Source organism: Enterocloster sp. 210928-DFI.2.20 (assembly GCF_020554465.1).
Classification (GTDB): Bacteria; Bacillota; Clostridia; order Lachnospirales; family Lachnospiraceae; genus Enterocloster; species Enterocloster bolteae.
Genome location: NZ_JAJCHK010000014.1, coordinates 106453 through 120406 on the forward strand (window position 1 = coordinate 106453; position 13954 = coordinate 120406).

General features: G+C 54.2%; 11 protein-coding genes. All 11 read left to right on the forward strand.

The window, feature by feature from the left end:
- The first annotated feature begins 70 nt into the window (after positions 1-70).
- The 11 genes from LI015_RS14420 to dxs all read left to right on the forward strand — a co-directional run bounded on the left by LI015_RS14420 (position 71) and on the right by dxs (position 13928).
- Complete coding sequence (locus tag LI015_RS14420) at positions 71-1522, forward strand: SWIM zinc finger family protein (protein ID WP_002569676.1); 1452 nt, start codon at positions 71-73, stop codon at positions 1520-1522.
- 30 nt (positions 1523-1552) lie between these two features.
- Positions 1553-3499, forward strand: coding sequence for a hypothetical protein (locus LI015_RS14425; protein ID WP_227125467.1), 1947 nt, complete (start codon positions 1553-1555; stop codon positions 3497-3499).
- Positions 3500-3543: 44 nt separating this feature from the next.
- The gene (locus tag LI015_RS14430; protein ID WP_002569674.1) at positions 3544-4647 is read left to right on the forward strand and encodes an AAA family ATPase; all 1104 of its coding nucleotides are present in this window, start codon (positions 3544-3546) and stop codon (positions 4645-4647) included.
- On the forward strand, positions 4648-6918 hold the full coding sequence (locus LI015_RS14435; protein WP_227125480.1) for a DUF5682 family protein: 2271 nt from the start codon (positions 4648-4650) through the stop codon (positions 6916-6918).
- 14 nt (positions 6919-6932) lie between these two features.
- Positions 6933-8144, forward strand: a complete 1212-nt coding sequence (locus LI015_RS14440) for a VWA domain-containing protein (protein ID WP_227125483.1) — start codon at positions 6933-6935, stop codon at positions 8142-8144.
- A 178-nt stretch (positions 8145-8322) separates the two neighbouring features.
- Positions 8323-8706, forward strand: a complete 384-nt coding sequence (locus LI015_RS14445; protein WP_002569671.1) for an Asp23/Gls24 family envelope stress response protein — start codon at positions 8323-8325, stop codon at positions 8704-8706.
- A 219-nt stretch (positions 8707-8925) separates the two neighbouring features.
- Positions 8926-9597 carry a transcription antitermination factor NusB gene (gene nusB, locus LI015_RS14450; RefSeq protein WP_080548706.1) on the forward strand — a complete coding sequence of 224 codons (672 nt, stop codon included), beginning with the start codon at positions 8926-8928 and terminating at the stop codon, positions 9595-9597.
- A 9-nt stretch (positions 9598-9606) separates the two neighbouring features.
- A complete protein-coding gene (gene xseA, locus LI015_RS14455) occupies positions 9607-10893 on the forward strand; it encodes an exodeoxyribonuclease VII large subunit (protein ID WP_002569669.1) in 1287 nt (428 codons plus the stop codon).
- A 3-nt stretch (positions 10894-10896) separates the two neighbouring features.
- Positions 10897-11130: an exodeoxyribonuclease VII small subunit gene (gene xseB, locus LI015_RS14460; RefSeq protein ID WP_002569668.1), complete on the forward strand. Its 234-nt coding sequence runs from the start codon at positions 10897-10899 to the stop codon at positions 11128-11130.
- Positions 11123-12034, forward strand: coding sequence for a polyprenyl synthetase family protein (locus LI015_RS14465; RefSeq protein WP_117627270.1), 912 nt, complete (start codon positions 11123-11125; stop codon positions 12032-12034). Before xseB ends, LI015_RS14465 begins: the two co-directional genes overlap by 8 nt.
- Positions 12035-12053: 19 nt before the next feature.
- A complete protein-coding gene (gene dxs / locus LI015_RS14470) occupies positions 12054-13928 on the forward strand; it encodes a 1-deoxy-D-xylulose-5-phosphate synthase (RefSeq protein WP_195633066.1) in 1875 nt (624 codons plus the stop codon).
- Positions 13929-13954: the final 26 nt, after the last annotated feature.

A 13954-nucleotide genomic window follows, 5' to 3' on the forward strand; every position in this document is an offset into this window, starting at 1 on the left:
TTTCCGTATAATGGAATAAATAACCAATCACATAGTTGTACCGCAGTTCGTGTACAGGATGGAGGATATTATGAGGGAAATCCCGGAACAGCAGATTGCCGCCATGGCTCCCAATGCCAATGCGGTCAATAATGCAAGAAAAATTGTCAAAAGCGGAGGTTTCACAGAACATGCCCGGTCAGAGGACGACACCTTTTACATGGGCTCCTGCAAGGGAAGCGGCAGTTCGGCCTACAGGGTGACCCTGGATTTTGCGGACAATGACGCCCCGGTGTGCCGCTGCAGCTGCCCCAGCAGGCAGTTTCCGTGCAAACATGGTCTGGCTCTCATGATGGAGCTGTCACAGGGCCGCCATTGGGATATCTGTGACATTCCCCAGGATATATTGGATAAAAGGGCGAAGAAGGATGTCAGGGCAGGAAAAAAGGAGAGTCAGGGTGACAGGCCCAGGGCCCCTAAAAAGACGAATCAGGCAGCCAGGACAAAGAAGCTTAAGAAACAGCTGGAGGGACTGGACCTGGCGGAGAAGGTGGTGAGGGAGCTGGTGGAGGCAGGACTGGGAACCCTGAACGGAACATCGGTGAAGGTATACCAGGACCTGGCAAAGCAGCTGGGGGATTACTACCTTCCGGGTCCCCAAAGACTGGTGCAGTCCCTTGTGCTGGAGGTTTCGCGGCTTAAGGAGGATGGAAAAGGGGATTACAAAGAGGCCGTAAGAATCCTGGTATTTCTCCGGGCCCTGATAAAAAAGTCAAGGGCTTATCTGACGGAAAAGCTGGAGCAGGGCCAGGTGGAGGATGACGCAAGCGTCCTGTATGAGGAGCTGGGCGGAATCTGGAACCTGGATAGGCTGATAGAGCTGGGGCTTAAAAAGGAAAACGTACGCCTGCTCCAGCTGTCCTTTCATGTCAGCTATGACGGGGCCAGAAGGGAACTGGTGGACAAGGGCTGGTGGCTGGATTTGGACAGCGGTGAGATTGATATTACCTATAATTACCGCCCTGTGAAGGCCCTCAAGTATGTGAAGGAAGAGGATTCCGTGACGGAAGCGCTCAGGGTGCCCATGCTGGTGTATTATCCGGGAGAGAACGGACGGAGGATACGCTGGGAGGGACAGGAATTCCTGCCGGTGACCGGAGAACTGCTGGCAGAAGCCCGTGATAAGGCCTCTTCATCCCTTCCCGAACTGGTAAAGGCGGCAAAGAATGAGCTTAAAAACACATTGTCGGACGGGCGGTTCGGCTGTCTGGTATCCTATGACGGGCTGGGGACAGTCGGCACAGAAGGCGTCAAGGGGGAGCAGCGGGAATACATAATGTACTGCGGCAACAGCACCATAGAACTGAAGGACAGGCCGGGGGACAGGCCGTCTGTCTGCCGCCTGGACATCCTGCCTGACAGGCAGATGGCAGGAAATCAGGTGATGTTCGGAGTTCTCTGGTATGACAGGAGCAGACATAGGATATGTCTGCACCCCTATTCAATCATCACGGCAAAAGAAGTGGTCCGCCTGCTCTATTGACGGACAGAACCAGGAAAGGGAGGAATTACCATGGAATTGCAGGGATTATATGAACTCCATGAGCGCCTTGGAGCAGCGGCAGTGGCCGGGGTGAACCTGATTGGAGATGATTTCCGGCTCAGGAGGGCAGTGGAGCAGATCCGGCCCCTGGCCCAGGCCGTGCCGGTGATAAAAAAATTGTATACAATGGCAGAGAACGTTATGGCACCGGACTGTGAGGACCGTCCGGGCTGTCTGTTAGATGCCCTGGCCCTGTCAGAGGCCCTTTTGTGTACCCAGGCCGGATATGAGACCGGTTATCATATAGGACAGGACAGCGGGGATGCACTGACCCGGCCTGAACCAGAGGCGGGGGCTGAGGCAGGGCCCCGGCCGCTGGAGCTGATATCACGCAGTTATGCGCCGTGCCTGCCCTACAGCCAGGTTCATCCCCTGGAGCAGGCGCTGACGGAGTCCGGAGGAGGACGGCTGGTGCCCATCACCGAGGCCATGGAGGAGCATCCCCTTGTTTTTGAGGATTACCGTCTGCAGGCGGCTGTCATAACGGCTCTTTCGGACCGGTATGCGGAGATAGCAGATGCGGCAGAGAAGTTTCTGTCTGGGAAGGATGGACAGATTGTTCCGCTTGTGAAGCGGGGATTCTGGGAGACCACGGATAACGGGCGGATACACAGGCTCAGGGTCATAGAGTCCATATGCGGCGGGGCGGAAAATGAATTTTATCTGGGCCTTCTTAAACGGGCGAAGAAGGAACTGAGGGCAGAGGCTATCCATGCCCTCCGGTTTAATACGGAAAACACAGGCGTGCTGTTAGATTTGGCACGGACAGAAAAGGGACTATGCCTGGAGATGACAGAGCAGGTGCTGGGCATGATGGAGCAGGAAGAGACAGATGCATACTGGGAGGAGCAGTTTAAAAAGAAGGGGCGGGAGATCGTGGGGTATCTCCGTTTTTCCAAATCCGACCTGGTTTCAGACCGGCTGGCCGGGATAATAGAAGAAACCCTGAACCAAAAGGAAACCATGAGCAAAAAAGAGTTTGACGGACTTATGAGCCAGCTGCTTACGGCCCTTCCGGGCAAAGGCTCCGGGGCCATGCAGGAAGTATACCGCAGGGCAGCCCGTATGAACCCGGCGGGCCCGGAGTTCTGGCTGAAATTTCCCGCCATGCTGATAGATTCCATTATTTACAGCCAGGATGAACGGCTGATTTCCCTGGCAGGGGAGCTGGCCGGTGAGCAGGAGAGGAGCTGGCTGGGACCAGCCCTGGCAGCTGATTTTCTGACAAAACCCGCTGCCTTTGTCTATGAATCCTATTGCAGAAAGATTCCCAGGGATTCCCTGCTGGGAAAAGAAGATAAACGCAAGACCAGAACGGCCGTGCTGGCTGTGCTGGGCCGGATTCACTGTATCCGGGAAGACGGGGAGTGTGAAATCCTCTGCCGTGTGGACGAAAAGTCCGGGACAGCCCACCGCATCGGGCGCAGGCTTTATGAGAAGCCGGATTCCCGATGGATGGATATGCTGATGGATGCCAGGATATTTGGAAATGACACAGCCGCGGGACTGGACGCAGCAGGCAGACAACGGGAAACTGACCGGGACAAAATCCTGTTCTCCATGCTGCCGGCAGCGAAAAGGGCTGAGAAGGGATCCTATTTTTATAAGAGGGCTCTGACCGTGACGGATAACCGGGAGCTGTACGGCATTCTGGCACAGAGCGGCTGGAAGGATTTCAAGGGACTTATAAGCACATATGTGAAAAAGAATCCCAATGCCGGCATATCACTGTGGTCCGTACAGCATCAGATGAATCAGCTTCCCATGACAGAAGAGGAGCGTCAGACGGAGCTTCGGGAGATCGACCGTATCTTGTGCGGCTTCCCGAAAGGAAGCTCCGAGAGAAGAAGCTGGGATGCCAATGATTATTGCAGAAAGGCCATCAACGAGGCTGCCGGTCTGCCGGGACAGGGCTGACGGACCATATCTGCGGGAAAATAAAGTGAGACTTGGAGGATATCATGGGAAAAATAGCAGGAAAAGAAGAGAGCGTGCAGCGACTGCCTGCGGAACAGCTCTACCAGGAGGAAATTGACGCACTGATTGCAGCGGAACAGGACCCGGTTCCCACGGGCTGGAGAATGAGTCCACGTTCCGTCCTCACCTATATCACGGGAGGAACTGTTGGCGGAAAGGAAATCACACCCAAATACATCGGAAACCGCAGGCTGGTGGAAATCGCCATTGCCACCCTGGTAACGGACAGGGCCCTGCTCCTGATCGGGGAGCCGGGAACCGCAAAGTCCTGGCTGTCCGAGCACCTGACCGCAGCCATCAACGGGGATTCCACCAAGGTGATACAGGGAACCGCAGGCACCACGGAGGAGCACATACGTTATTCATGGAATTACGCCATGCTCATAGCCCAGGGGCCGTCCAGGGAGGCCATGATAAAAAGCCCTGTATACCGCGCCATGGAGACAGGCAGCATTGCCCGTTTTGAGGAGATATCCAGGTGCGCCAGTGAGGTACAGGACGCATTGATTTCCATTTTGTCGGAAAAGCGCATCTCCATACCGGAGCTGGCGCTGGAACTGCCTGCCCAGAAAGGATTTTCCGTCATTGCCACAGCCAACACAAGGGACAAGGGAGTCAACGAGATGTCCGCAGCCCTGAAGCGGAGATTTAACATCGTTATCCTCCCGCCGCCGTCCGATATGTCCACGGAGATGGAGATTGTGAAGTCAAGGGTGGAGCAGCTGGCAGGTAGCCTGGAGCTCAGGGCCGGGATTCCCCATGATGAGGTGGTGGAAAAGGTATGCACCATTTTCAGGGAACTGCGGGGAGGCATGACCCTGGACGGCAGGCAGAAGGTAAAGCCGTCCTCAGGCGTGTTGTCCACTGCCGAGGCCATTTCGCTTTTAGCGGGCAGCATGGCTCTGGCAGGCAGCTTCGGAAATGGGGAAATAACAGATTATGACCTGGCGTCCGCCCTTCAGGGCGCTGTAGTCAAGGATGAGGATAAGGACGGACTGGCGTGGAAGGAATACCTGGAAAATGTTATGAAGAAACGCGGCAGCCGGTGGCTTGGACTTTATAAAGAGTGTAAGGAGTTGAACCAATAGATGGGACATCCGAATTGTTTTGGTATCCGTCATCTGTCGCCGGCCGGCGCCTATCATCTGAGAAGCTTTCTGGATGAAAAACAGCCGGATCTGATTCTGGTGGAAGGCCCCTCTGATTTTAACGGGCTGATGGATGACATGGTGAGGGAGGAGACCAAGCCGCCGTTTGCAGTCATGGCGTTTACTAAGGACTCTCCGATACGCACGGTTTTGTACCCCTTTGCAGAGTACTCTCCGGAATACCAGGCCATTGTCTGGGCCAAAGAACATGGGGCGCAGTGCCGGTTTATGGACCTGCCCTCGGATGTGTTTTTGGGAATCCGGCGGGCCGGGGAGGGTCAGGCGTCCCCGGAACATACGTCCGGCTCTGCGTCTGAGCATGTGTACAGGCTTTTGGACCGGTTTAACGGGGAGGACGGCCATGAGACCTTCTGGGAACGTGTCATGGAGCACTCAGAAAATCATGAGGCGTACCGGGACGGCGCGGACGCCTTTGGGCGGCAGCTGCGGGAGCTGACAGCAGGCGGTGACAGCGACTGGCCGGAGATACTTGTGCGGGAAGCATATATGAGAAGAAAGCTGGAGGACGCACTGAAGGAGGGATTTCAGGCAGAACGAATCGTGGCAGTGACAGGTGCTTATCATGTGGCGGGACTGGCCGGAGAGGAGCCTGCCATGACAGATGCGCAGTTGGGATTGCTGCCTTCTGTGCCCTGCAATGTGACGCTGATGCCTTATTCCTATTACCGTTTGTCCACACGCTCCGGCTATGGGGCGGGCAATCAGGCGCCTGCCTACTACGGGATGCTGTGGCAGGCACTGCTGGAGGGCGACAGGGACATGGGAACCTACCGCTACCTTACAGCCATATCCGGCTATCAGAGGCAGCATGGTTTTCCGGTATCCTCTGCCGGGGTCATTGAGGCAGTGGAACTGGCCAGGTCCCTGGCCTGCCTTAAGGGATACAGCGTGCCCTCCCTGCGCGATTTGAGGGACGCCGCAGTGACGGCCATGGGGCACGGCAGTCTGCCGGAACTGGCATTAGCCATAGCGGACACGGAGATAGGAACGGCTGTGGGGGAGCTTCCCCAGGGAGTCAGCCGTACCTGCCTGCAGGACGATTTTTACAGGCAGCTAAGGGAACTGAAACTGGAAAAGTATAAGACAGAGACTGCCTTTACCCTGAACCTGGACCTGCGGGAAAAACTGAATGTGAAATCGGAGGCAGCCGCTTACCGGGAGCTGCGCCAGTCATTTTTCCTGCACCGCCTGCGTGTGCTGGGAGTACATTTCGCAGTTCTGAGAAAGGAGCAGCAGGAAGCTGCCACCTGGGCGGAGAGCTGGGATATCCGGTGGACCCCGGAAGTGGAAATTGAATTGGTGGAGTCTGCCCTGAAGGGAGATACTGTGGCCGGCGCGGCATCCTTTGCCATGAAGGAGCAGGCCGTGAAGGCGGAGCAGATTGGGGAGGCAGCGGATATCATTGAGGCCGCATGCTGCTGCGGTATACCGGAGATGGTTGCTTACGCAACGGATATTCTGCAGGGGCTCTCGGTGGAGGCGGCAGGCTTCATGGAGCTGGCCGGTACAGCGCAGAGCATTTCCGCTGTGGTGCGGTTCGGCAACATACGTCATCTGGACAGCACACCCCTGCTGCCTGTACTGAATCAGATGTTTCTTAGGGCCTGTCTGGTGTTTCTTAATTCCTGTACCTGTGGCAGTCAGGCGGAAAAGGGCGTTATGGAGGCCATGGATCAGCTCAACAGCCTGTGTCTCCACCATGACTTTCTGGATGAGGAGCGTTTTATCCGCCTGCTTGCGGAGACAGCTTCCAGGGATGACCTGAACACGGGCATATCCGGTTTCGCTGCCGCCATCCTGCTGGAGCGGGGCCGGATGGAGGAAGAGGAATTAAGCCGTCAGGTCCGCCGCCGTCTTTCCAGGGGGATTCCGGCGGAACTGGGGGCAGGATGGTTTGCAGGATTGTCTAAGAAGAACCGGTATGCGCTTATTGCCAGGCTGGATTTATGGCGGGAGCTGAGCGCCTATATGGATACTCTGGATGATCAGGAATTTAAGCGGGCCCTGGTATTCTTACGCAGGGCGTTTGCTGATTTCAGTTCCAGGGAAAAGCTGGATGTGGCTGAGAATCTGGGCGAAATATGGCAGGTGAATACGGCCCAGGCAGGAGAGATACTGAACGGGCCGTTAAAGGGAGAGGAAATGGAGCTGCTTGACAGCCTGGACGGTTTTGACTTTGACGATATATAGGATGGGTGGAATATATGGAGCTTGAAACCAGAATGAAACGATGGCGCCTGATACTTGGGGAGGAAAGCAGTCCCCAGTTTGGAAAAATGGGCGGTGTGGAGCTGACAGATGAACAGCTTTTAATGGACCAGGCCCTGGCATCCATCTATAATCAGACGGACTCCGGCGGATTCGGAGACGGAGCCGGCAAAAAGGTACCGGGAGGCAGAGGCGCAGGAAACGGCCCTTCTGCCCCTGTCCTTTCCAAATGGCTGGGGGATGTCAGAACCCTGTTTGACAAGGAGCTGGTGACTATCATCCAGTCCGATGCAATGGAGCGCTGCGGCCTGAAACAGCTGTTGTTTGAGCCGGAGCTTTTGGAGAACCTGGAGCCGGATATGAACCTGGCTTCCATGATACTGGCCTTAAAGGACCAAATACCGGGGCGGTCCAAGGACCAGGTGCGGGCGTTTATATCCAGAATTGTGGAGGAAATTAACAGGCTGCTGGCCGATGATATCCGCCGGGCAGTGACCGCTGCCGTGGACAGAAGGAGACATTCCCCCATTCCGTCAGCGGCGGCCCTGGATTATAAGGACACCATACGCAGGAATCTTAAGAATTACAACCCTGACTTAAAGAGGCTGGTGCCGGAGCATTTTTATTTTTATGACAGGACCACGTCCAACGCCGCCAATAAATATACGGTTATCCTGGACGTGGATCAGAGCGGTTCCATGGGGGAATCGGTCATCTATTCCTCGGTTATCAGCTGTATTCTGGCCAGCATTGCGTCGGTTAAAACCAGAATCGTGGCCTTTGACACAAAGATCACGGACCTGACCGAACAATGCGAAGACCCCGTGGATCTGCTGTTTGGATTCCAGCTGGGCGGCGGTACGGACATTGAGAAATCCGTGGCCTACTGCCAGCAGTTTATGGAGAATCCGGGAAAAACCCTGTTCTTTCTCGTAAGCGACCTGATGGAAGGCGGCAACCGGGCGGGACTTCTAAGGCGCATCCGGGAGATGAAGGAATCCGGTGTGACAGTGGTCTGCCTCCTGGCCATTGCGGACGGCGGAAAGCCCTATTATGACGAGCAGATAGCGGGCAGGATTGCGTCCATGGATGTGCCCTGTTTTGCCTGTAATCCCCAAAAAATGCCGGAGCTTCTGGAGCGGGCCCTGAAAGGACAGGACCTGAACGCGTTTCAGAAGGAACTGTCGCGGTCATCAAATGCTTCCTGACCGCCTTTTTACGGGGAAATGCGCTGTCTGAAAGGCTGCGGCTGAGAAAAAGAGGGGAAGAATGACGGGAGAAAGGGCCGGAGAAAGGACAGGAGAGGGCGCACAAATTAATCCTATACATATCCTTGCGGATTTGTTATAATACTAATAATTAAGTCTTGACAGGAGGTAAGTTGTGATGTCTGAGGAAAATCGCAGTACCCATAAATTATACGAGAAAGAGAAAATAGGCGAGGTACAGATTGCGGATGAGGTAGTGGCTATTATTGCCGGTCTGGCTGCCACAGAGGTGGAGGGAGTGGATTCCATGGCCGGCAACATTACCAATGAACTGGTAGGCAAGCTGGGCATGAAGAATCTGAGCAAGGGCGTCAAGGTGGATGTGACGGAGGAGCATGTGTCGGTAGACCTGTCCCTCAATATCCGCTACGGATACAGCATCCCGTCCGTAAGTGAGCAGGTTCAGGAAAAGGTAAGCACGGCCATTGAGAATATGACAGGCCTGACGGTGCTGGATGTGAATGTAAAGATTGCCGGAGTCAATATGGATGAAGGCAGATAAAACCACGGTTTAATATAATATCTGTAAACACTCCCCGGAGCGTTGCCTGGGGAGTGTTTTATACATTTTTTATTGTTTTTATGCACTGGGTTTGCTATAATATCTAAAGCGGCTTCATCTCCGGGCTATTTAGGACATGCCCAGGAAAGGGAAGAAGCGGACATCACGAAGAAAGGAAAATGTACGGAAAGCCACCGCTTTTTAGTACAAGCAGAGAAAATGACCAGAAGAGAATTGCGGGAGCATTGCTTTAAGATGCTGTTCTCGGCTGACTTCTACCCGACGCAGGAAGAGGCCATAGCCCAGCTGGGCCAGTATTTCCAGTCCCCGGAAGAAGACGATGTAGATGAGTCGGGTATTCTTCAGGTATTGCATAAAGTAGAATTAAAAGAGGCAGACAGTGAATATCTTCAGGCAAGAACAGCAAACATAATGGAGAAGATTCCTGAGATAGATGAGAAGCTGAACCAGGCAGCCGCCGGGTGGAAGACCAAGCGCATGGGAAAGGTGGAGCTGACCATCCTGCGCCTGGCCCTGTATGAGATGCTCCACGACGACGCCATTCCTGAAAAGGTATCCATCAATGAGGCAGTGGAGCTGGCGAAAAAGTTCGGCGGAAATGATTCTCCGTCCTTTGTAAACGGAATACTGGCCAAGTTTGTAGTCAAGGGAGCCAGGGCTGCCGCAGAGGCCAAAGCGCCGGAAGAGAACAGGGTTTGCGGGGAGACTCAGGAGCCCCGGGAAACGCAGGCTTCCCAGGAGATTCAGGCTTCCCAGGAGATTCGGGCTTCTCAGGAGCCCCAGGAAACTCCAGTTCCCCAGGAACCGCAGGAGATTCAGGCTTCTCAGGAGCCGCAGGAAATTCCGGAGAATAAGGAAAGCGAAGCGTAGGCAGGACGTATGGCAAGTGTTTACACCGTATCTCAGGTAACTGCATATATCAGGAACATGTTTACACAGGACTTTGCCCTGAACCGGATTTCCATTCGGGGGGAAGTGAGCAACTGTAAGTACCACACATCAGGCCATATCTATTTTACATTGAAGGACGGCGGCGCGCAGATCGCTGCTGTCATGTTTGCAGGACAGAGGAAAGGGCTGGATTTTGAGCTCAGGGAAGGCCAGGAGGTTACGGTGTCAGGCACCGTGGATGTGTACGAGAGGGACGGAAGATACCAGCTCTATGCAAAGGAGATTACCAGGGAAGGAAAGGGAGACCTGTTCCGCCAGTTTGAAAAGCTGCGGAATGAGCTGGAGGAAATGGGAATGTTTGACAGCTGTTACAAGCAGCCCATACCCAAATATGCCAGGAAGGTGGGAATCGTCACGGCCGGCACAGGAGCGGCTATCCGTGACATCATGAATATATCCGCCAGAAGGAATCCCTATGTCCAGCTCATATTATACCCGGCCCTGGTCCAGGGAGAGCAGGCAAAGTACAGCATCGCAAAGGGCATAGAGACTCTGGACCGTATGGGGTTAGATGTCCTGATTGTGGGAAGAGGCGGAGGTTCCATCGAAGACCTCTGGGCTTTTAACGAGGAAATGGTGGCCAGGGCCATCTTTAACTGCACCACCCCGGTTATCTCAGCCGTGGGGCATGAGACGGATGTGACCATAGCGGATTATGTGGCGGATTTAAGGGCGCCCACTCCGTCAGCGGCAGCGGAACTGGCTGTGTTTGATTATGGTCAGTTTGTGGAGCAGGTGAATCTGTACAGGCAGGTGCTGGAGCGCTCCATGGAGCGCAGGCTGGAAAAGCTGCATTTCCGGCTGGACCAGTGCGGTATGCGCTTAAAGCTTCTAAGCCCGGAAAAGCAGCTCAACGACAGGAGGCAGCGCCTGGCAGACATGGAGAGCCGCCTGGAACGGATGATGGAAGAAAATCTGGGATTGTCCCGGCGTAAGCTGGAGGACAGGAGACGGCGCCTTGAGGCGCGTATGGCCTTAGGACTTACAGAGGGAAAGCACAGGCTGGCCCTGTTATCAGGGAGACTGGACGGATTGTCGCCCCTTAAGAAGCTGGGCGGCGGATTCGGATTTGTGACAGACGCCAGAGGCAGGGCGTTCACCTCCATTACACAGGCAGAGCCTGGAGATATAATACGCGTCAGCGTTAAGGACGGGCGTGTGGACGCCCGGGTCGTGGAGACGGAATCCATGAAACTGCCGGGAAGTGAGGGATAGAGGATGCCGCGTAAGAAGACGGACACACAGGAAAAGGAAGAGAATAAAGCCAGCATTGAGGAAAATTTTGCCCAGCTGGAGGAAATCATAAAAAAACTGGAAGCCGGGGACAGTACGCTGGAGGAATCATTCACCTGCTATGAAGCGGGGATGAAGCTGGTGAAGTACCTGAGCGGTCAGATAGACAATGTAGAAAAACAGATTCAGATATTGAGTGAGGGTGATGAAAATGAGTGATAAGGAAACATTTAAACAGGAACTTGATGCGCGTACAGCAGAGATTGAACAGTTAATTGGAACTTATCTTCCGGAGGAAACAGGCCATCAGAAGACTATCTTCGAGGCAATGAATTACAGCATGAAGGCTGGAGGAAAGCGCCTTCGCCCCATGCTCATGCAGGAGATGTGCCGGCTTTTTACAGGCACCCTTCTGGAAGCTGTGATTCCCTTTATGGCGGCTGTGGAGATGATACACACCTCCTCTCTGGTGCATGATGATCTTCCCTGTATGGATGATGATATGATGCGCAGGGGCAAGGCCAGCACATGGGCTGAGTACGGCGAGGACATCGGTGTGCTTACCGGGGACGCCCTTATGATGTATGCCTTTGAGACAGCTGCCAATGCCTTTGAGACAAGCATTGATCCGGACGAATTATCCAGGATTGGGCGGGCTATAGGGATTCTTGCCCGTAAGACCGGCGTGTACGGCATGATAGGAGGCCAGACCGTGGATGTGGAGCTGGCCGGAGGCCCGATACCGGGAGACAAGCTGGAATTTATCTACCGTCTGAAGACGGGAGCGCTGATTGAGGCTTCCATGCTGATAGGCGCTGTCCTGGGCGGCGCTGCTGAGGAGGACTGCAAGATTGTGGAATCCCTTGCAGCCAAAATCGGAATGGCATTCCAGATTCAGGACGATATCCTGGATGTGACGGGAAGTCAGGATGTGACCGGCAAACCTTCAGGAAGCGATGAAAAGAATAAAAAGACGACCTATGTAACCCTGGAAGGCCTGGACAAGGCAAAGAAGGATGTGGAACAGATTTCTACAGAAGCCATTGAAGAGCTGAACAAGCTTCCGGGGAACAATGATTTCCTGGAGCAGTTAATCCGCGCATTGGTGGGCCGTCAGAAGTAAGACTGGAGATACCGTTATTATGATACTGGAACAAATTAATGGGCCGGAGGAACTGAAAGCCCTTCCGCCCGAGGATTTAAAGATACTGGCCCAGGAGATACGGACCTTCCTGATTGAGAAAATCAGCCATACCGGAGGCCATCTGGCCTCCAATCTGGGCGTGGTGGAACTGACCATCGCCCTTTTTAAGACCTTAAATCTTCCGGAGGACAAGGTTATATGGGATGTGGGGCACCAGTCCTATACCCATAAGATATTGAGCGGGCGCATGGCGGAATTTGACGAGCTGCGTCAGTACGGAGGCCTGAGCGGATTCCCGAAGCGCAAGGAGAGTCCCTATGATTCCTTTGACACGGGCCACAGCTCCACCTCCATATCTGCGGGGCTGGGAATCGCCCTGGGGCGCGATATCAGAGGTGAGGACTACCGTGTGGTATCCGTCATTGGAGACGGGGCCCTTACCGGCGGCATGGCGTATGAAGCCCTGAATAATGCCGCCAGGATGAAGAAGAATTTCATCATTGTGCTGAATGACAATAAGATGTCCATTTCAGAAAATGTAGGGGGCATGTCCCGCTACTTAAACGGCCTGCGCACAGGCAGCGGCTACAACGACCTGAAAAAGAGCGTGGCAGATGCCCTGGACCGGATTCCGGTGGTGGGCACTGCCATGATAGATAAAATCAAACGCACCAAGAACAGCATAAAACAGCTGTTTATACCCGGTATGTTGTTTGAAAATATGGGCATTACCTATCTGGGCCCGGTGGACGGCCATAATATCCAGGCCCTCTGCAAGGTGCTGAGGGAGGCCCAGAAGCTGGATCACGCAGTTCTGGTCCATGTGATGACGAAAAAGGGTAAGGGATACCGTCCGGCGGAAAAGAATCCATCCTATTTTCACGGAGTGGGTCCCTTTGATATAAAAACGGGACAATCCCTGTCATCCCAGAAGAATCCATCCTATACGGATGTGTTCTCCAGAAAGCTCTGCCAGCTGGGGCAGGAGCATCCGGAATTGGTGGCAGTGACGGCCGCCATGCCTGACGGTACGGGGCTGGCTGCATTTGGAAAGAAGTTTCCGGACCGTTTTTTTGATGTGGGAATCGCGGAGGCTCATGCGGTCACGTCTGCTGCAGGCATGGCTGCGGCCGGGCTCAGGCCCGTGGTGGCGGTCTATTCCTCTTTCCTGCAGAGGGCCTATGACCAGGTCCTGCACGATGTCTGTATCCAGAACCTGCCGGTGCTATTTGCAGTGGACCGGGCAGGGCTTGTGGGTAGCGACGGGGAGACCCATCAGGGAATCTTTGACTATTCTTTCCTGACCTCCATTCCCAACATGAGCGTTATGGCCCCCAAGAATCTGTGGGAGCTGCGGGCCATGCTGGACTTTGCCATGGATTATAACAGCCCTCTGGCTGTCCGTTATCCCAGAGGCGAGGCGTACCGGGGACTGAAGGAATTCAGACAGCCCATATCATACGGTGTGGGTGAAATACTTTACGAGGAAGAGGATATTGCCCTTCTCGCTGTGGGCAGCATGGTCAGCACAGGCGAACATGTGCGGCAGAAGCTGAAGGCGGAGGGATACAGATGCAGCCTTGCCAACGGCAGGTTTGTGAAGCCCTTTGACAGGAAAATGGTATCACGTCTGGCGAAAAATCACCGCCTGATTGTTACCATGGAGGAAAATGTGCTCCAGGGCGGTTACGGCCTGGTGGTCACTGCATTCATACATGAGAACTATCCGGAAGTAAAGGTACTTAATATTGCCATTCCTGACGCATATGTGGAGCATGGCAATGTGTCCATATTAAGGGAAGGACTGGGAATCGACAGCGATTCCATTATCCGGACCATGAAGGCCGGCGGTTATATCGGCAAAAAGGATTGACAGATAGCAGATAATACAGGCGGCAT

Coding starts and splice junctions, on each gene's coding strand:
- dxs (WP_195633066.1), top strand. CDS start 12,054: ATGATACTGGAACAAATTAATGGGCCGGAGGAACTGAAAGCCCTTCCG.
- nusB (WP_080548706.1), top strand. CDS start 8,926: ATGACCAGAAGAGAATTGCGGGAGCATTGCTTTAAGATGCTGTTCTCG.
- LI015_RS14425 (WP_227125467.1), top strand. CDS start 1,553: ATGGAATTGCAGGGATTATATGAACTCCATGAGCGCCTTGGAGCAGCG.
- LI015_RS14435 (WP_227125480.1), top strand. CDS start 4,648: ATGGGACATCCGAATTGTTTTGGTATCCGTCATCTGTCGCCGGCCGGC.
- LI015_RS14430 (WP_002569674.1), top strand. CDS start 3,544: ATGGGAAAAATAGCAGGAAAAGAAGAGAGCGTGCAGCGACTGCCTGCG.
- xseA (WP_002569669.1), top strand. CDS start 9,607: ATGGCAAGTGTTTACACCGTATCTCAGGTAACTGCATATATCAGGAAC.
- LI015_RS14445 (WP_002569671.1), top strand. CDS start 8,323: ATGTCTGAGGAAAATCGCAGTACCCATAAATTATACGAGAAAGAGAAA.
- LI015_RS14440 (WP_227125483.1), top strand. CDS start 6,933: ATGGAGCTTGAAACCAGAATGAAACGATGGCGCCTGATACTTGGGGAG.
- LI015_RS14420 (WP_002569676.1), top strand. CDS start 71: ATGAGGGAAATCCCGGAACAGCAGATTGCCGCCATGGCTCCCAATGCC.
- LI015_RS14465 (WP_117627270.1), top strand. CDS start 11,123: ATGAGTGATAAGGAAACATTTAAACAGGAACTTGATGCGCGTACAGCA.
- xseB (WP_002569668.1), top strand. CDS start 10,897: ATGCCGCGTAAGAAGACGGACACACAGGAAAAGGAAGAGAATAAAGCC.